This window comes from Negativicutes bacterium, assembly GCA_021372785.1.
Taxonomy (GTDB): domain Bacteria; phylum Bacillota; class JAAYKD01; order JAAYKD01; family JAAYKD01; genus JAJFTT01.
This window is the reverse complement of sequence record JAJFTT010000036.1, coordinates 38,954-58,559: the sequence shown is the minus strand read 5'-3', so window position 1 is coordinate 58,559 and position 19,606 is coordinate 38,954. Positions and strand designations below refer to the sequence as shown.

At 45.6% G+C, this 19,606-nt stretch carries 17 protein-coding genes and 1 tRNA gene; 17 read left to right on the top strand and 1 reads right to left on the bottom strand.

The annotated features are described in order from the left end of the window. Positions 1-157: 157 nt before the first annotated feature. The 6 genes from LLG09_04925 to LLG09_04900 all read left to right on the top strand — a co-directional run bounded on the left by LLG09_04925 (position 158) and on the right by LLG09_04900 (position 5,279). Positions 158-1,024: a DUF4438 domain-containing protein gene (locus LLG09_04925; protein ID MCE5196455.1), complete on the top strand. Its 867-nt coding sequence runs from the start codon at positions 158-160 to the stop codon at positions 1,022-1,024. A gap of 42 nt (positions 1,025-1,066) precedes the next feature. After that, entirely contained in the window at positions 1,067-2,122 is a 1,056-nt protein-coding gene (locus LLG09_04920) for a M42 family metallopeptidase (protein MCE5196454.1), read from the top strand. Continuing rightward, positions 2,113-3,141, top strand: coding sequence for a M42 family metallopeptidase (locus LLG09_04915; GenBank protein ID MCE5196453.1), 1,029 nt, complete (start codon positions 2,113-2,115; stop codon positions 3,139-3,141). The genes LLG09_04920 and LLG09_04915 overlap by 10 nt, the downstream gene beginning before the upstream one ends. Then, complete coding sequence (locus LLG09_04910; GenBank protein MCE5196452.1) at positions 3,138-4,139, top strand: M42 family metallopeptidase; 1,002 nt, start codon at positions 3,138-3,140, stop codon at positions 4,137-4,139. Before LLG09_04915 ends, LLG09_04910 begins: the two co-directional genes overlap by 4 nt. A gap of 98 nt (positions 4,140-4,237) precedes the next feature. Then, complete coding sequence (locus LLG09_04905; GenBank protein ID MCE5196451.1) at positions 4,238-5,161, top strand: EamA family transporter; 924 nt, start codon at positions 4,238-4,240, stop codon at positions 5,159-5,161. Between the two features lie 42 nt (positions 5,162-5,203). After that, positions 5,204-5,279, top strand: a tRNA-Ala gene (locus tag LLG09_04900). Between the two features lie 539 nt (positions 5,280-5,818). On the opposite strand, the gene LLG09_04895 is transcribed toward LLG09_04900, so the two are convergent. Continuing rightward, positions 5,819-7,363, bottom strand: coding sequence for a glycosyltransferase (locus LLG09_04895; protein MCE5196450.1), 1,545 nt, complete (start codon positions 7,361-7,363; stop codon positions 5,819-5,821). A gap of 880 nt (positions 7,364-8,243) precedes the next feature. On the opposite strand from LLG09_04895, the gene LLG09_04890 reads away from it, so the two are divergent. From LLG09_04890 to pstB, 11 genes are all read left to right on the top strand, one after another. Beyond that, on the top strand, positions 8,244-9,728 hold the full coding sequence (locus tag LLG09_04890; GenBank protein MCE5196449.1) for a hypothetical protein: 1,485 nt from the start codon (positions 8,244-8,246) through the stop codon (positions 9,726-9,728). A 121-nt stretch (positions 9,729-9,849) separates the two neighbouring features. Then, positions 9,850-10,029, top strand: a complete 180-nt coding sequence (locus tag LLG09_04885; protein MCE5196448.1) for a hypothetical protein — start codon at positions 9,850-9,852, stop codon at positions 10,027-10,029. A 538-nt stretch (positions 10,030-10,567) separates the two neighbouring features. Further along, complete coding sequence (locus LLG09_04880) at positions 10,568-12,013, top strand: hypothetical protein (GenBank protein MCE5196447.1); 1,446 nt, start codon at positions 10,568-10,570, stop codon at positions 12,011-12,013. A 45-nt stretch (positions 12,014-12,058) separates the two neighbouring features. Continuing rightward, entirely contained in the window at positions 12,059-13,858 is a 1,800-nt protein-coding gene (locus LLG09_04875) for a diguanylate cyclase (GenBank protein ID MCE5196446.1), read from the top strand. A gap of 160 nt (positions 13,859-14,018) precedes the next feature. Next, on the top strand, positions 14,019-14,456 hold the full coding sequence (locus tag LLG09_04870; protein ID MCE5196445.1) for a universal stress protein: 438 nt from the start codon (positions 14,019-14,021) through the stop codon (positions 14,454-14,456). 211 nt (positions 14,457-14,667) lie between these two features. Further along, positions 14,668-14,988 carry a rhodanese-like domain-containing protein gene (locus LLG09_04865; protein ID MCE5196444.1) on the top strand — a complete coding sequence of 107 codons (321 nt, stop codon included), beginning with the start codon at positions 14,668-14,670 and terminating at the stop codon, positions 14,986-14,988. 125 nt (positions 14,989-15,113) lie between these two features. After that, positions 15,114-16,241 carry a nitronate monooxygenase family protein gene (locus LLG09_04860; GenBank protein MCE5196443.1) on the top strand — a complete coding sequence of 376 codons (1,128 nt, stop codon included), beginning with the start codon at positions 15,114-15,116 and terminating at the stop codon, positions 16,239-16,241. A 190-nt stretch (positions 16,242-16,431) separates the two neighbouring features. After that, positions 16,432-16,887: a DUF2975 domain-containing protein gene (locus LLG09_04855; GenBank protein MCE5196442.1), complete on the top strand. Its 456-nt coding sequence runs from the start codon at positions 16,432-16,434 to the stop codon at positions 16,885-16,887. A gap of 11 nt (positions 16,888-16,898) precedes the next feature. Continuing rightward, entirely contained in the window at positions 16,899-17,111 is a 213-nt protein-coding gene (locus tag LLG09_04850; GenBank protein ID MCE5196441.1) for a helix-turn-helix transcriptional regulator, read from the top strand. A gap of 43 nt (positions 17,112-17,154) precedes the next feature. Beyond that, positions 17,155-18,453, top strand: a complete 1,299-nt coding sequence (locus LLG09_04845; GenBank protein ID MCE5196440.1) for a DUF4173 domain-containing protein — start codon at positions 17,155-17,157, stop codon at positions 18,451-18,453. A gap of 343 nt (positions 18,454-18,796) precedes the next feature. Continuing rightward, positions 18,797-19,591 (top strand): phosphate ABC transporter ATP-binding protein PstB, encoded by a 795-nt coding sequence (gene pstB / locus LLG09_04840; protein ID MCE5196439.1) that lies wholly within the window; start codon positions 18,797-18,799, stop codon positions 19,589-19,591. The last annotated feature ends 15 nt before the right edge of the window (positions 19,592-19,606 follow it).

The following is a 19,606-nucleotide window of genomic DNA, read 5'->3' as shown; positions in this document are numbered from 1 at the left end:
CTTCTTACTAAAACAAATCCGACTGCAGATACTGCGGCCGGTTTTTTTTTATGTCCTCGATTGATGTAGGAAAATAGATGATTCCTTGCAGAAAGGGAAGGAGTACTGTCTGCAATGCAAGAATTGAATTATATTCAATGTGAGGAGGCGTTAAAGAATGAAAACAAATCGGGAAAAATTACCTATGATTGGTGTGATTGGAGAAATTTCTCAGCCAAAGAAACCCAATGTTTATCGCATCGCCACCACCGGACAGGCGATTCCCCTGCCGGGAACCGGCGGAATCACCTATAATTTTGCGATCGGTGACTCTTGCATGGACCTGGTCGCCGATCATGTGGAGCCGGGTGTCAGTATGAAGCTGGACGATCCGGACAAAAACAGCGGTCTCAACGCTTTTTCCTGTGTTGGCAATACGGCCAAAGCAGTGACCGGTGACGCGAAGGGTGCTCTTGGTTATGTCACCGGTTTCCATGGCGGCATTGAGCATACCTTGGTCTGGTTTAAACCGGAGGATCTGGAAAAAATGGTGATCGGCGACAAAATTATGGTGAAAAGCATCGGCTTAGGCTTGAAAATCGAAGATGCGCCGGATGTCATGGTTAAAAACTGCGACCCGGATCTTTTGGAAAAAATGGATCTCCGGCTCGTGGATGGTGTGCTGCAGATTCCGGTAGTGACGGAAGTTCCGGCCTATTTGATGGGTTCCGGCATCGGTTCCTCTACGGCAGACACGGGTGATTACGACATTATGACGGCCGATCCGGAATCATTCCAACAATTCGGTCTGGCGAAGCTGCGCTTCGGCGATTTGGTGCTTCTGCGTGACTGCGATACCAGTTATGGACGCGGTTATCTCAAAGGTGCGGTGACCGTCGGCGTTGTGGTGCACAGCAACTGCGTGATCATGGGGCACGGCCCCGGCGTAACCACCCTCTTTACGAGCAAAAACGGGAAAATCCAAGGTGTAAAATCCGCACATGCCAATATTGCAAAGTTCCTGGGGATCAGGACGGATCTTTAACGGTTCGGTTGGTCAGATTATGAGGTTGAGGAGGTATTTGATTTGGATGGGAAAGCGATACTCAAAAGTTTAATCGAAAATAGCGGCGTATCCGGTTCTGAAGCTCCGGTAGCCAACGCGATTTACCAGAATTTTCTTGAGTTTACCAAAGAGATTCGCCGCGATCCGATGGGCAGTGTGATTGCCAAAGTAAAAGGAGAGGCAAAAGAGCACAATCTTTCCGTAATGCTGGCAGGACATATGGATGAAATCGGCTTAATGGTGACCAAAGTAGATGATCTCGGCTTTTTGCATGTTACGCAAATCGGCGGCTTTGATCAGCGCACTTTGCCGGCGCAGGAAGTGATCGTGCACGGCAAAAAAGATTACCCGGGCGTGGTTGCCGCCAAGCCGCCGCACCTTTTGTCAGCCGAAGAACGCAAGCAGACGGTGCCGCTGTCCGACTTATTGATCGATATCGGTTATGCGGCCGAACAAGCCAGAGAACTCGTAGCGGTGGGTGATTTGATTACCATCCGGCGCAGCATGCAGGAACTGCAGGGCGATTGGTTGGCCGGCAAAGCGATGGATGACCGGGCCGGTGTCGTGGTCATGCTGGAATGCTTACAGGAACTCAAGAAACTGCATCACGCGGCGGATGTGTATGCGGTGGCAACAGTCCAGGAAGAAGTGGGCTGCCGCGGCGCCCTGACTTCCGCTTACGGTATCCATCCTCAGATTGGGATCGCCATTGATGTCTGCCACGGCAGAATGCCCGGCGTAGCCGATTATGATGCCTCACCCATCGGCGGCGGTCCGGCTGTGGCGATGGGACCCAATATTCATCCCAAAATTTTTGCTTTGCTGAAAAAAGTGGCTGCGGAGCATCAGATTGCCATTTCGCCGGAGCCGGCGCCGGGTGCTACCGGTACGGATGCCTGGACCATGCAAATTGCGCAGACCGGAGTTGCCACCGGTGTGGTATCGATTCCGTTGCGCTATATGCATACCGCAGTGGAAACCTTATCCTATTCCGATGTGCGTCAATCCGGCAAGCTGTTGGCTTATTTCATTGCCGCCATCGACAGTGCTTTTGTGGAGGGTTTGACATGTTACTAAAAAAAATCACGGAAGCGGCCGGCGTGGCCGGTGATGAATCTGAAGTGCGTGCTGTGATCAGGGCAGCCCTGGACGGTGTTGTGGAGGAAATCCATACCGATATGCTGGGCAATTTGATCGCCGTACAAAACAAAGATGCCCAAGGTCCCCGGATTTTGTTGGATGCGCATATGGATGAAATCGGACTGATGATCGTTTTTATTGAGCCGACCGGTCTGCTGCGCTTTAAGCCGGTAGGCGGCATTGACGTCCGCGTTTTGGTGGCGAAAACAGTCCGGATTGGCGCCAAGAAAATCCCCGGTGTGATCGGAGCCAAAGCCATTCATCTGCAAAAGCCGGAAGAGCGGCAGTCGCCGCTGCCGATTGAGGCGTTATATATTGATATCGGTGCAAAGAATAAAGAAGAAGCGGAAAAGGTTGTTTCCGTTGGTGATTTTGCGGTTTTTGCGACGGACTATGAAGAATTCGGTGACGGCAAAGCCAAAGCCAAAGCATTTGACGATCGTATCGGCTGCGCTGTGATCGTGGAAGTCCTGAAAGAGAAATTCAATCTGCCGGTTTACGCCGTTTTTTCCGTTTCGGAAGAAATCGGTCTGCGCGGCGCCGGCACTGCCGCCTTCGCGATTGATCCGCAGGTTGGCATCGCCATTGAAGGCTGCACCGCTCATGACGTGACCGATGTGGCAGATCATTTGGTTTCCACGCACCTTGGCGCCGGCCCTTCCATTACGTTGATGGATAAATCACTGATCAGCGATAAAAAATTGATCGCTTTGGCGGCCAGGACAGCGGAGGAACTGGGAATTCCTTATCAATTCCGCAACACGGCCACCGGCGGCAACGACGGCGGCAAAATCAACCAGACACGCGGCGGCGTGGCCGCCATTGAATTGGCAGTACCGACCCGTTATGTCCATTCGCCTATCTCAATCATCCAATTAAGCGATTACGAACAAACCATTGCGCTGGTAAAAGCGTTTATTCACGCCATTGAAAGAGGAGGGTTTGCAATAAAATGAACGATCTGAAAGCTTTAACTAAAAAAATTGTCACTGCGTATGGACCAACCGGTGATGAAACCAACGTAGCCAATCTGATTGTGGAGGAAATCAAGCCTTATGTCGACAGTGTGAAAATCGACGCTTTGGGCAATGTCATCGCAGTGAAAAACGGCAGCGGTCCCAAAGTGATGCTGGCTGCTCACATGGACGAAATCGGCGTGATGGTAACGCATATCGATGATAAAGGATTTTTGCGTTTCACGAACCTGGGCGGTCTCAGTCCGCAGATATTATTAGCTTCGCGCTGCGTCTTTGCGAACGGTACGGTCGGCGTTTTCGGCGCGGAAAAACTCAATGCCGGCGAAACATTGGAATTAAGCAAAATGTTTATCGATATCGGTGCCGACAGCAAGGCGGAAGCGCAGCAGAAGGTGCAGGTCGGTGACTGCGCCGGCGGCTGTTACGAATGCATTGATCTGGGCAATCGCATGGTATCCAAAGCCATGGACGACCGGATCGCCTGCGTGATCCTAATTGAAGCCATCAAACGGGTCAAACAGGCAAAAGTTCAGATGAATTTTGTCTTTACCGTTCAGGAAGAAGTAGGTTTACGCGGCGCCCGCACCTCAGCGTTTGCCGTGGATCCCGATTTCGGGATTGCCATCGATGTGACCCGCACCGGTGACACACCCAAATCGATTACGATGGATGTCGCATTGGGTAAAGGACCGACGGTCAAGGTGCGCGACGCTTCCGTCTTATGTCACCCGACCATGATCCGCTTCATGAAAGAAGTCGCCACGAAACATAAAATCCCCTATCAGTTGGAAGTTTTGGAATCCGGCGGCACCGATTCCGGCGCGATCCATACCAGCAAAGCCGGAGTCCCCAGCGGTGTGATGTCGATCGCGACCCGCTACATTCATACCCCTTCCGAAATGGTCGATATGAACGATGTGGAAAACGGCATTAAACTGATTGTCGCTTTATTGGAAACAAAGTTCCCCAGCGTCTAGATAAAGAAAATATCAAACTGGGATACGGTTTTTTGCCGCGGCGGCTGTATCCCAGTTCCCTGTGGAGAAGAAAATCGGCTTAAAGGGAGTTTTCGTTGATGAATCGCTATTTGAAAGGATGCCTTTTTGTCATTCTTTCCGCGACCATATTCGGCTGCGCTTCGCTCTTTGTAAAAAACATATATCTTGGCGGCGGCAATGCCATCAGCATTGTTTTTTACCGCAATTTCTTACCCCTGCCGTTTCTTTATTTTATTTTGCAACGGAAAAAAATCAATCTGAAACTCAGCCGTGCTGAATTCGGCAAGCTTTTTCTCTGCAGCGCAATTGGTGCGGTCCTGACCCCAATCGTACTTTATTCTTCCTTTCACTATATTAATTCCGGAATGGCAACGACGCTGCACTTTATTTATCCGGTCTTTGTTTTTCTTTTTTGCTGGTTATTTTTCCGGGAAAAAATCGCTCCGCTGCACGGAGCCTGCCTTATTCTATGTATGCTTGGTGTCTTTTTTTGCTATACGCCGGGACAGCAAGCAAATTTAAGAGGGATTTTTCTTGCCTGCGCTTCCGGAGTCAGTTATGCCGCCTATATCGTCTACCTGGCCAAGAGTGGAATAGGAAAACTTGATCCTTTTAAATACAGTTTCTACATCGCTTCCATCTGTTCCGTTTTAATCTTTCTCTATTCCATGCTGACACAAAGCTTTGTTTATCAGATGACAAGCTTGGCTTGGCTTTGGATGGTGGTCTTCGCCATGTTGCTGACTTTGGTCGCTGTCGTCCTGTTTCAAAGCGGCACCAATCTGGTTGGTGCGCAGCATACGGCGATTTTAAGTACCTTCGAGCCATTGGCCAGCATTGTTGTGGGAGTTCTGGCCTTCCATGAAAGATTTACCACTCGTACGCTGCTTGGCACCATCATGATTTTAGCTTCCGTTGTGCTGCTGACACTGTTTCATAAAAGGGAAGAAGAAACGAAAGAAACGAAGAAAACTGAGAAAAAAACGGTGATTGCCTCTTGACCGGAGGACTCTTTTTATGTATAATGAGGAACGTTGATTTACGGGGACGTAGCTCAGCTGGGAGAGCGTACGGTTCGCATCCGTAAGGTCGAGAGTTCGATCCTCTTCGTCTCCACCAACCAAAGCAGCGGAAATATTTGAAACACCTGGTTTCAAACATTTCCGCTGCTTTTTTACTTGAGAAACCGATACAGACCGTCATTCTGGGATGAGCCGCAAAAACGAGTTGATTTTAGACCGATCACAATCCAGGCAAACGAATCCTTATTTCTCACCTATCTCGGTCTGACCGCTTCCGGGTATGAGCTGGCAGACAAAGTCGATCAGCCGCTGCAATCGCTGATTTCTGCGATTCACACACGAATTTCAACAGAGAAAACGATCCTGCTGCTCTGACAATTTTCAAATCGGTAAGAGGATCGTTTTTTTTACCCTCTCTGCTGCAGGCATATGGTTATCTCTGGGATCATTCGGAAGAAGTAAAACTGCACTGATGCGCCATTGGTGTTTTTGCTCAGGTATACTGACAGAATATAAAAAACACCCGCAGCGCAGGTGTTAAGAAATTGTTGAGCTTATAGACATATCTTCTATCGCTATACTTACTGCAAAGATAAGCGTATCGATTCAGAGAAGAAATCTCCGGTTTTGCACAGGCTAATTGTCTTCTTCTTGCCATGGCAGCAGTCTGGGAGAGGAATCCAGAATCGAATCATATTGTTCTTTGATGCCGTAGATGGCATCCGGGTCAAGCAGTTCGTAGCGTTTCTTTTTTTCGATTCTGTCTGCGGCGACAGCCCAACCAAAATGCTGTATGCGCGCTTCCGCATGAAGAGCGGGGAAGGAGAAAATGTTGGCGGGGAAACGGCCGCAGTGTTGCGGCGTTTCATTCCATTGATAGGCAAAATCCGGTTGATATCGCAATAAAAACGGTCTGTAGCTAAGATGCGCATTCCAATACGCATCCTCGCGATAATGCTTCTCATCCCACATATCGTATAATCGGAAGCAATATAAATCACAATCCGGATTGTTGATCAGTTCCTGTGCATGCAGCCAAAAACTTTCCTCCAATATTTCATCCGCGTCAAGGTTCAATATCCAATCCGGATTTGTTTTGATTGTCTCCTCCCATTGCTGCTTACGCAAAGATACTTCCTGCGCAAATAAAGAATGGTCATTCTCGATCAGACGCAAAGGAATTCCTTTGAGGATTTCTCTGCAGATAGCGATTGTATGATCCGTACTGCCGTCGTCGATCATCACTGCAGCATCAATGTGACCAACCAGACTGCGGAGTACTCGCTCAAGATAACGTCCCTCTTCGTTTTTGACAATCATGGACAGGGTAATTTTATTCCCCTGCGTTTTGAATCGCCGGACAAAAGTTAGATTTTGTGCATTACTTTGCAGATAAGTTTTTGCTGCGGCTAGATCCTGTTCTCTGTAAATATGGAAAGCCGGATAATACGTGTCCACAAATAGATCAAGACCGAGAACTACCGCCCGAATGCAAAAAAATCTGTCTTCGCCATGGATGGTTAAGTTGCGAATTGGTTGAAAACTGACGCCTTTGAGCAAAGCACTCCTGCTGATCAGGGTACAGGCACCTAAGCCGCCCACTTCATACAGACCAGGGATGCGCAGTTGATGTAAGAATCTATTCCGGCGAATCTCCATCTCTTTCTGGTTCAGCGTTTCTCCCGGATTTTTCGGTACCAGATCATATTCGTCGAACAACCAGACATTGGGCTCCGGCGGCTGATCGGGATGCCATTTCGTCCAAAATATCTCTGACAGGATATCTTTCTTTTTTGTCTTGAGATGTTCAACCAGTCCGGGGTACAATACTAAATCGGAATCAACAAAAAACAGATAATCGTAATCCATTTCGATCGCATAATTGATCATGGAATTCTTATAATTGGCTACTTTCAGCATTAAGTTATCATCCCAGTGATGAGATTCATCGTTGCAGAGATAGGTTCCCTGTTCCTTGCTGTTCAGAATGATTACTTCGGACCCTTCTCTTTGAAAATCAGCTAAGAGAGCGCTGGAATTTTGATCGGCATTATCATCGACGAAAAGATAATCCAAAACGAAGCTGTCCATTTTAAGACTTTTCAGGGAAGTTAAAAACAAAGCGAGGATCGCCGGTTTTTGATAGACCGGACTGGCGACTAAAGCTCTTTCTTTCGGCATTGAACTTTTCTCCTTATGTGATTTTTTCTGTTACAGAATTTCCCGACCTTCTTCATGACAAAATGAAAAAACCAACTCATCTGAAAGTGGTTCTGCATCGTTTTGATTTTTTGGCTTTTTCAGTGTCGCGTGTCATCAAATTATGAATATAATTATATCACAAAATATTCATTTAATCAAAAAATCTTCGAAAAATTACTGAGCCGGAATATGATTGAGCCAACCGGCAATACTTTATTGCATCAAGAAGCGAGAGAACCGTTTCAAAAGGTTCTTTGCCGCAGGTTTTTTTCTAACGGGATTAGTGGAAACAGCGGACCGGACCTGCTGCTTTGGTGCGTTCTATTCCTCTGGAAGCGCTGCGCTACCTCACGCGGAGGGATGAACTGAAAGATAACTACTTAGATTATCCTCACCGGTATGACAGCCGGCTTTTTTTTGCAATGAGTAAAGACAGTTTCCCGGCTTATACGATAGACAGAACGTAAATCGTACGTCGTTTTCTCCACAGCTTTTGCTTTGCATCGGATTGGGATGAATGCGCTGCTGCGAGGGACCGCCGGTCCGACCGGCTTGTCGTGACTATTTTTACACCATTCAAATCTGAAAAAAATAAATAAGAATACTTTATTATTTGGCAAATCGGATGTATAATATGAACAATCAGCTTAAAAACAGCGGAAATTTCGGGTAAGTCGGCTCAAGTATCGTTTCTCTTCTGAAAAAAGCGATTCAATCAAATCAGAGACTTCGGCTCCGTAAAATTATCTTGGCGGCAAAGCGGCAAAGGGGAGGGGAAGCGCAAACGCAAGCAAATCAAAAAATCAAGGAAACCAGAAAGTATGTTGTATTTTTTACATCGAGGATTTTCTTAGGCTTTTTGGCTGTCTTCCTTTTTGCTGTTTCTTTCTATAACTGGAAAATTCAAGAAAACCGCAGTCTGTCCGAGCTTTCTTTGCATATTGATGCCATTGCGCAAGCCTGTTCCGCTCAAATTGAATTAAAATATGATAAGCTTTGTTGGGAAATCGCTCAGCTGGCCGATACGATGTCGCTCGAAGCCGATCTTGCCAACAACGAAGTTTGGTCTTCAGAGGCTGGAGAGTTCTTGAAATCTTTTCCGGAAGTGCGCTTGCTGGCTTTGGTCAGTCCGGATATGCAAATTGACGAAGTCATACCGGCACAGGGAAATGAATCGCTGCTTCACAGCAGTGCGCTGCAGGAAATCAGCGATTCCTCCGAGATTCGGATCCGGCAAGCTATTGATCAAAATCAAGTCTTGCAAGGTTTTGTTTTAGGGATTCTGGACAGCAATAAACTGATTTTACCGGTCCTGCCCGATCTCAAATCGGATTATTTGTTGAAAATCAGCAGCCCGGATCAGACCATTTTCCGTTCTGCTGACTGGGAATCGCATCAGGAAGAATTTACTGTGACAAAGACGGTCACTTTACTCAATTCTGCGGTCTGGAATATCTCCTTTGCACCTACTTCGGCACAGATTCAGAACAGTATTGGCGCAGCCAGAAATACTTTTTTATATAGTATCCTCATCTCTGCCTTTGGTTTGATTTCCGTCTGTTTGGCGCAGAATTATTATAAAAAATCGAAGATGCTGAGTATCCATCAGGAGGAATTAATCCAATATCAAAATCAATTGATCGCTGTCAATAAAGAACTGGAGAGTTTCACCTATTCCGTATCTCATGATTTACGGGCACCCTTAAGGCATATGTCTGGTTTCGCGGAAATGCTGAATAAAAATTCAGAAGGTCAGCTGGATGAAAAAAGCCAGCATTACCTGGCGGTCATTTTAGAAGCCAGTCAAACCATGGGAAGATTAATTGATGATCTGCTTGCTTTTTCCAAAATAAGCAGGCAGGAACTCATGAACCAACAAGTGAATCTCAACGAGCTCTTATCGCAAGTCATCGCAAGTATGCAGCCTGATATCATCGGGAGAAAGATTGAATGGAAAATCATGCCTTTGCCCGAAGTAACAGCAGATAGAAATATGATTCGATTGGTCTTGGAGAATCTTATTTCCAATTCGTTAAAATTTACGCGCTTAAAAATGACAACAAAGATAGAAATAGCTGCGCTGCCTGATCAAGTCAATGAAAAGTACATCGTAATTTATGTCAAAGACAACGGTGCGGGTTTTGATATGCGATACAAGGACAAGCTGTTTGGTATTTTCCAGCGCTTGCATACGGTTGAAGAGTTTGAAGGGACAGGCGTAGGTTTGGCGAATGTCCAGAGAATCGTGCAAAGACATGGCGGCAGGGTCTGGGCAGAAGGAGTAACGGATGAAGGAGCAACCTTTTATTTTTCACTGCCAAAGTATCAGGAGGACCTGCTATGACGGAGTTCCAGCGAATATGATTGACGGAAGCCAACCGCAATGATTTGGAACCGACACTCATGGCTGGAGCCGAGTGCAAGTTGGCCAATCAGGCAGAAATTGCCGGAGACGGAGAACGGCTTTGCATGATTTGAATTCCTGCGGGAAAAATGCGCAGAGGGCTTTTGGTCACCCAGCCGCCATCATGCCTGATCTCAAGCTTCCGAAAGCGAATGATTTTGAAGTGCTAAAGCGGGTGAAAGAGAACCCCTTATTGAGATTTATTCCGGTCATCATTCTGACATTCTCAAAAGAAGACTGAAACATTGAGGATGGTAATACCTGTGGAGCCAACATTCCAGCGAGCTTTTTCAATCATCGGAATTTGTTTATCGAATGAAAGCTAAAAAAACAACTAAACCATAAATTGAACAGTCGGTTTTGCCAAAAGATATAAATCGTATTGGAAATTATTGAAATCTGTGCTAAAATACGAGGCAGGAAGATCGGGTTCCGCAGTTCTGTGTTTTTTAAAAAAGCGGCAATTTGATATGATAATTTAAAGATAATTGTTCTTTTTTTGGCCATAACACGGTTGCTTGGCTGCAATAACATGAAGTTGACAGATTCCATGCCGGTTACTTTTTCGTAACTGTCGTCCGGTTCAAAAGATAGCATGAAAGCTGCGATCAATTTCAATACAAAGCAAAAAGGGGGGGGAGAATTTGCCCGAAGACAGAGAAGATCATTTCATAAAATTAAGCAGAAACTTCTTTACCTCAAGAATTTTTTTGCTGCTGTTGGCCGTTATTCTGATTCTACTGTGTGTTTTCAGCTGGAAGACGCAAGAAACGCGTGGCTTGTCAGAATTATATGAGCAAACTTTATCAAAATCCAGATCCTATTCCAGCGACGTGGAGTATAAATATAGCAAGATCTATTGGGAAATTAAAAATTTGGCCGGACAAAACCCGGGACTTGATCTGAAGCAAAGCGAGAATTGGGATGATGAAATTGTTTTCTTAATGAGTACTTATCGTGAACTTGAGAAAATACTCTTAGTAGATGACAGCATGAAGATCATCCGTATTGTTCCCGGGGAGGGCAATGAAGAGCTGCTCAACGCCAGTGCCTCTGAAATCAACGATAGCCCTTCCGCAATCAAGATATGGCAGCCGCTTTATGCAGCAAATGAACTGAAAGGTTTTGTTTTAGGGATTGTCAACAGCAATTATCTGATTTCACCTGTTCTGGTTGATATTGGCACAGAATACATGCTCAAGATTACCAGCGGCGGGAATACTGTTTTCGAATCGGGCGGCTGGGCTCAGCGCCGGTCCGAATTAACGGTGAATAAGGATATTGCCTTGCTGAATTCTGAGATCTGGAATGCATCCTTTGCTCCCACACCGGAATTGGTGAGCAACAAAATTGCAGAAACCAAAACGGTACTATACTTTGGTCTGCTCATTTCTTTGACAACTTTAGTTGCTGTCTATTTGGCACAGAATTATTATAAAAAATCTATTTTGCTGAGTATCAAACAGCAGGAGTTGCTGATTTATCAGGAAGAGTTATTAGTCAAACAAAATGTCTTGTTAGCAGCCAACAAGGAACTGGAGAATTTTTCATATTCTGTTTCTCATGATCTGCGGGCGCCGCTCAGGCATATCATCGGGTTTAGCGAATTATTAGCTGCCCGTTTGCAAGGCAAGCTTGATGAAAAAAGTCAGCACTATCTGACAGTGATTATGGAGGCCGGCAACAATATGGGCGGATTGATTGACAATCTGCTTGATTTTTCCAATATGGGCAGAATGGACTTAAATAATCGGCGTGTAAATTTAAACGAACTGCTTGCCAAGGTCATCGAAAGTTTTCATGCCGAGGTGGCCGGCAGAGAAATTGACTGGGTTCTATCGGATCTGCCTGTCGTGATGGCAGATCGCAATATGCTTCAGCTGGTTTTACAAAATCTGCTTTCCAATGCGCTGAAATTCACCCGCTACAAAACGAAAGCCCGCATCGAAATTGGGTGGTCGCAAGACGAAATGAACAGCAGATATGTGGTTATTTATGTCAAAGATAACGGTGTGGGTTTTGATATGCAGTTCAAAGATAAATTATTTACGATTTTTCAGCGGTTGCACAGTGCAGAGGAATTTGAAGGGACAGGAGTCGGCCTGGCGAATGTGCAGAGAATTATCCGCAGACATGGCGGACGCGTCTGGGCAGAAGGTATGCCCGACGCGGGGGCAACGTTTTATTTCACGTTACCAAAGTATGAGAGAGATTTACAGTCCTAGTGGTTGGCTGCACTTTAAATTTTTAAAAGCAAAGAAGGGACAGAAATGAATGAGACTTTAAGAATCCTCTTAATTGATGACTCCGAGCTTGACGCCGAGCTGATCATGAACAAATTTGATGAAGCGAAAATTCCGGTTATCTATAGCCAGGTAGACAATGTTCGGGCTATGGAAGCGCAGCTGAAGGAACAGGAATGGTATATTATCCTCTGCGATTATGCCATGCCGTCGTTTCATGCTGTTGAGGCGATTAAGAGTATCCAGAAATTCAATCCGTTTCTACCCATTATTATTGTCTCAGGGGTGATCGGAGAAGAACAAGCCGTTGAATTAATGAGAAGCGGTTGCCGCGACTGTATCATGAAGCACAACATGGGTAGAATTCCATCCGTAGTTCTTCGCGAGTATCAAGAAGCAAAATTGAGGAAAGAAAATCTGAAATTGCAAAAGCGAATGAACCTTTATCATTTGCTGGCTGATAAAGCGAGTGACGCCATGCTCTTTATTGATCTGGAAGGTCATATTTTGGAGATCAACCAGGCCGCGATCGCCATGTACGGCTACTCTTTTGAGGAGTTTTTACGCTTGCGGTTTCACGACTTAAGCGCTCCTGACCAAGGGACATCGACATTGCAAGAAAACAAAAAAGTAGATGACAGCCGCGATTTTTATGAAACGATCCACTACACGAAAAGCCAGGTTCCCATTCAAGTAGAAGTCAGTGAAAGCCGCATGATGCTTGAAGATAAATTAGTGCGGCTCTGTATTGTGAGAGACATCTCAGCCAGAAAGGAAGCGGAAGAAAACTTCATTTATCTGAGCTATCACGATTTATTGACCGGGCTGTATAACCGTAGATTTTATGAAGAAGAATTGAACCGGCTTGATATTGCAGCCAAACTTCCGCTCTCGGTCGTAATGTGTGACATCAATGGTCTGAAAATGATCAATGATTCTTTTGGACATCTTGTCGGTGATGAATTTCTGCGCAGTACTGCTGAAATTTTGCAGAAAGCTTGCCGGGACGGAGAGATCTGCTGCAGACTTGGCGGAGATGAATTTGCTGTCATCCTGCCGCATACCAATTCCGCTGCCGCGCAGGAAAGGATCAATACAATTAAAAAATTGGCTCTGGAGGTCAAAACCAGCAAACCGGGATATTCTATTTCTTTGGGTTCTGATACAAAAGAGACTGTGGAGCAGGCCATTTCCGAGGTTTTGATCAACGCGGAGAATGATCTGTTCCGCAACAAACTCTATGAGCGTTCCAGCCTGAGGAGCCATACCATCGATATTATCCTGAATACTCTATTTGCGAAAAGCAGCAGAGAATCCAATCATTCTCAACGAGTCAGCGCGATCAGCCAGGCGCTTGCAGTCAAAATGGGCCTGAAACCGGATGAAATCGGTCAGATTCGAATCGCAGGTCTGGTTCATGATATTGGTAAAATTGGTATTGATGAAGTGATTCTCAATAAAGCGGGCAGACTCACCCAGGATGAAATGAATCAAATCAGAAAGCATCCTGAAATTGGCTGGCGCATTCTGAGTTCTGTCAACGAATTTTCCGAGGTAGCCAATACCATCATTGCGCATCATGAAAAATGGAACGGCAGCGGTTATCCGAATGGTTTAAAGGGAGAAGAGATACCGCTGCAAGCGAGAATTCTTTCCATTGCGGATGCCTTTGATGTTATGACCAATGAGAGAAGTTATCGAAGACGGTTGAGCATGGAGGAAGCCGTCGCAGAATTAAAACGTTGCGCTGATCTTGATTTTGACAGTAAAATTGTCGACGTTTTCCTGAAAGATGTGTTGCCAGATTTAAAGCTCCGGACGTTCTAGTTTCTCTCTCTGTTTTTTTTAAAATTCAATTCGATTACCATAGCGGATGACCACCGGCAAAGAAAGTGCGATCGTTCTTCTGTTTCATCACAACAGGAGGAAAATCGGACGCTGACGTCGAACGGTTTCATTATCTTAGAAAGAAAAGGATGTGTTATCTGTGCAGTTGAAAATATTAGTCCCGTTGGATGGTTCCGAGAAAAGTACACACTCTTTGCTCTGGCTGAAAAAATTCTTTTCCAAGGACGAAGCGGAAATCACTTTGCTCAACGTGATTGAGCTCTCGGCTTATATCCCGCAGATGTCGTCTTTTGGGGAAAGCCCGTTATATGATTTCAGCGAAATGTATGAAATTTCCAAAAAGAGAAGCACTGAAACCTTAGAGGAAGGCGAAAAAATGCTGGACGGCTATCGAGTGACGAAACTCTCACTGGAAGGTCAGAGTGGCAGTGTGATTCTCGATACAGCCAAAGAAGGCGGATTTGATCTGATCGTCATGACAAAATCCAGCGTAATGGGATTGTCCAGGCTGATCGGTTCGGTCACTTCCAAGATCGTACGCGACTCCGAGGTTGCTGTTGTAGTCATACCGGAATAAACTTACGATTGGAGTTATCCTCTTTTCTTCTTCGCTGCGATCATCAAATTTCGCTTTGAAATCAAACACTGTCCCGATTGCAAACCATAGTTCCGAAATTGCTTCGGTGGTTGGCAAAAGGGTCAGTTTTTTTTGTATGTGATTTAGTTACTGAATTCGCCAAAGAGAACGGTTATCATGAGTAAAAATCAGATTTTAGTGGAGGTAGAGAATGTTTAATTTTTTTAATCAGCCAACAATCAAATCGATTCACGTCAACGACATCGATCGCCTGATCGGCACAATCAACCTGATTGATATCAGAGAACCGAGTGAATTTCGTGCGGGATCCATCCGAAGCGCCAAGAATATCCCGATGCAGACACTGCTGCGTCAGCCGGAGGGCTATTTACAAAAGGATCAGCCGTATTATCTGATTTGCCAGTCCGGAGCGAGAAGTCAGAGTGCCTGCAGACAATTGACTAAGGCAGGCTATGATGTGACGAATGTTGCCGGCGGCGTAGGCTCGTATGTCGGCAGCAAAAGACAATAGGGAAAGCAGAAGAAGGCTTTGCCTACTTTGCCAGCCTGCCAGGGGGTGTGGATCGATTTTTCTGGTCAGGCTGTTCTTTTTGTGCTATAATAGGTTTATGAATTTAAAGTACAAGGAGAATTTGCATGATTTCTTGGAGCGGTCCCAGCTTAACCATCGGCGACTTAACTGTAAAATTACCGATCATTCAAGGCGGCATGGGAATTGGCATCTCGTTAAGCGGATTAGCCTCAGCCGTCGCCAATCAGGGTGGTATCGGTGTCATTTCCACTGCCGGCATCGGCATGTCGGAACCTGATTTTAACACGAATTATTTGGAAGCGAATATCAGAGCACTAAGAAAAGAAATCAAGTTGGCCCGTGTATTGAGCAAAGGGGTACTTGGTGTAAATATCATGGTGGCTTCTTCGAATTTTGCGGATATGGTGAAAACGGCAATTGAAGAAGGTATTGATCTGATCTTTTCCGGAGCCGGTCTCCCTCTGACTCTGCCTTCCTTTCTGACTCCATCCAGTAAAACAAAGCTGGCCCCCATTGTATCCTCCGCGAGAGCGGTTAAATTGATTGCAAAATTCTGGGTGGAAAAATACAACTATTCGCCGAGCGCTGTCGTCGTAGAAGGACCGAAAGCAGGCGGTCATCTGGGATTTAAGGTCGAACAGCTAACGGATCCGAATTACCAGCTGGAAAAAATCTTGCCTGAAGTCATCGCCGAAACGAAGAAAATTGCAGCTCAAACCGGAAAAACGATTCCGGTCATCGCGGCAGGCGGCATTTACAGCGGTGAAGATATTGCCCGCATGTTTCAGCTCGGTGCTGCCGGTGTGCAAATGGCGACCCGCTTTGTTACGACAGAAGAATGTGATGCTGCGCCGGAATTTAAAAATGCTTATCTTAGCTGCAAAGCAGAGGATATTGGCATTATCCAAAGCCCGGTCGGTATGCCGGGACGTGCGATTATCAATGAATTTCTGCAAGAGGTAAAAGCCGGCGCCAAAATACCCTTTGTCTGCCCGTTCCATTGTATCAGCACCTGCAATTATCAAACCAGTCCCTACTGTATCTCGCTGGCACTGATCAATGCAAAAAAAGGCAGAATGCAGCATGGTTTCGTTTTTGCGGGCGCCAATGCCTACCGCTCAGACAAAATTGTATCGGTGCGGGAATTAATCAATTCCTTGGTGCAAGAATATAACGACGCGATTGCGGCAAAAAGCTGCGGGCAACAATCAGTGGAAAGTACCGTACGCTAGGATAATTCAACAGTATACTCCCTTTACAGCAATACCTGTCAGCCAACTGTCAGGTATCGCTGCAAAGGGATTTTTTTATACGCCTCATCTTTTCCAGCGCAAAGTAAATTATCGTTTATCAATATATATATATTGACAAACAAGAAATAACATGCTATATTTGCTTCAATTCCGGAAGGGAGGTGATACGATGGATTGGAACCAGAACAAAAGCATTCTATTGTCCCGCCTCTGTATCATCGCATTCGCCGTCCTTTTGGCTGCCATTGATTTTGGAGCCTGCTGGTTGGTTCCCCGGCTGCTCAGTCTCTCTGTCATTCTTGGTAGTCTGCAAAACAGCGGTTTCCTCTTTGCGGTCATTTATTCCTGCAGCATAATGGCATGGATCTTGCTTTTTTCACTTTGGAAACTGCTGCAGAATATGAAAGCGGGGATTGTTTTCCAAATTGATAATGTGCGTTATCTGCGGATCACAAGTTGGTGCTGCTTTGCTGTCTGCGCCATTGGTTTTGCCAGTGCCTTTTTTTACTTTCCGATCATTCTGATCGCAATTGCGGCTGGTTTTGTCGGACTGATCGTCCGCATTGTGAAGAATGTGTTTGAACAAGCCCGTATCATGAAAGAAGAATTGGATTTTACAGTTTGAGAGGGTTTGATATGGAAATTATTGTCAATCTCGATGTGATGATGGCCAAACGGAAAATCTCTGCCGGTGAGCTTGCCGAACGCGTAGGAATCTCCCCGGCGAATCTTTCCATTTTGAAAAACAACAAAGCGAAGGCGATTCGCTTTTCCACTTTAATGGCGCTTTGTCACGAATTGCAATGCCAACCGGGTGATATTCTAGAATTTCGGGATGACAGTTTATAGCTTCTCTTCGGTTGGAATCAGAAAAACAGAACGGAGAAAAAAGATGGATCGTAACAGCAATAACAACGAAGCAGCCAAGCATAATCGGCTGCCGGCTCAAAGTGAATCCAGGGCAGTGCTTGCAGCTTCTCAGTCCGATATAGTTGCGCTGCCGATCAGTTATCTGCTCGCTTTTCTCTATACCTATATTTTCAGCAGCCAAGAAAGCGATCGTAAACTGTTTTTAGTGATTTTTGTCTTTGGTTTCTGGCTGGCTGCGGAGCTTGTCTTTCATAAACACAAGGCAACCTGGGAAAGTTTTATTTGGCTGGGTTGCCTTTGGCTCAGCCTTGTTGGCTATTTGTTCGGCAGAAACCAGGTTTGGGGTTTCGCTGCCGTCTGGATTCTCCATCTTGAGGCAGTTTATTGGCTGCTTGTGCGTTCAGGCCGCCTGTTGGAAGGGGAGACGGGAATTTTTGCTGCGATCGACCTGTTCAACGGTCTCATTCTGTTTCCGTTTCGGCGGTTTTTTCTGCGTTGGCACATTATCTGGTCAGTGGTGAATGATAAAATAAAAAGCAGAGGGTCGGCCGCACTGAAAGGCGGAATATTGATTGTTTTCATATTATCGCTCTTGCTTTTCTATCTGGCTGTTACACTGCTTTCGGCAGCGGATCCTTTTTTTGATCATTTATTCGGCAATTTTCTGCGCTTTTTTCAAATCAATCATTTCGGTGAGCTTCTGCTGCGTTTTCTGATCAGTCTGCCAATCGGCGCCTATTTGTACAGCCTGGTCATTGGCATGCAACGAGAAGAAACAGAACACTTGCAGGAACAAAAAGTATTCATCCTGAAGACTATCGAATCGTTCCGTAAGATACCGGCAAAAATCTGGATGTTTATTTTAGCTGCTTTTTTACTGCTCTATCTTTCTTTTTTTCTGATTCAGGGCTCCTATTTATTTGGCGCTTTTCTGCATCGCTTGCCGGCCGATTTTACAGTTGCTCAATATGCACGGCAAGGGTTTTTTGAACTCTGCGGGATATTGGCTTTGAATTTTATTTTGCTCTTGCTTGTTGCCCTGAGCAGTGACCGCGATATTCGTCAACATCGCGCTTTGCGCCTGATGTCCACATTGCTGCTGTGCGAAAGCATTCTTTTTTCCATTACCGCTCTTTCCAAACTGCTGCTTTATATCAGCAATTTTGGATTTACACCGCTTCGTCTGCAGAGCAGTTGGCTGGTCAGTATTTTGTTTCTCGGTTGTGTTGCAGCAATTTATTCTCTTTGGACCGGCAAAAAATCGGTGAAGCCCTGGATGCTTTTTAGCGGTGTAACTTTAACGCTGCTTCACCTTTATTAGTGATAGAATCGTATCATCAGAATGCTGTTTTATGTCACTTGCCCTTTCCGGAGACTGAGATTCCCGCGAAGTTTGCCATCCCGGAGTTTCTGCTTACGGGTGTCAGGCAAACAATTATCAAAAACGGTAAGGAGCCTGCTTTCGGTTCTTTACCGTTTAAAAGTATGTGCTTTGTTCAAAGCTTAGTATCAGACAAAAAAGCAGACAGCAAAGCGAGGATCAGCGCCCGCATTTGTTTTTTTTGAAAGTTCTGAAGAAAGGCAATCGTTTGTTTCTCTAGACTTTATCAGTTTTTTTTGCTATAATGTGTTTATCTTAAATCAGTTTTACGCGAGGGTAACATATGGACGATCTAATTTTAAACAAACAATCCACTAAATTGTCTACCGAAGCGGTTAATCTTTATTATGGCGCTTTTCATGCTTTAAAAGATGTGACGATAGCGATTGCAAGCTGTTCCATCACAGCGATCATTGGTCCGTCAGGCTGCGGCAAATCTTCACTGCTGCGTCTCTTCAATCGCATGAATGACCTGATTCCGGGAGTCCGGGTAGAAGGAATCGTCCGTCTGGATGGCACTTCTATTTATGAAAAAAATACGGATGTGGTAGCGTTAAGGAAAAAAGTAGGTATGGTTTTTCAAAAACCAAATCCTTTTCCCATGTCCGTTTTTGATAACGTTGCTTTTGGTCCGAAACACCATGGCATCAATCGTCCGGCTGAGTTGGCTGAAATAGTGGAACGAAGTTTGCGTCAAGTAGCCCTTTGGCAGGAAGTGAAAGACAATTTAAAACACTCCGCCTTCGAGCTTGCTCCCGGTCAGCAACAGCGCCTCTGTATCGCGCGGGCGTTGGCTGTGGAACCCGAAGTGATTCTGATGGATGAATCCTGCAGTGCGCTGGATCCGGAGTCCACCATGAAGATTGAAGATCTCATGCAGGAATTGGCACGCGATTATACCATTGTGATTGTGACTCATAATATGGAACAAGCTGCCCGCGTCTCTGATATGTCTGCCTTTATGCTGATGGATCAGGATAAGGCGGGAATTCTGGTTGAGTATGCAGCAACTGCCCAGCTGTTTTCCGCTCCCAAAGACAAACGCACCGAAGATTATATCACAGGTCGTTTCGGTTAAAGAAAATTCAAGCAC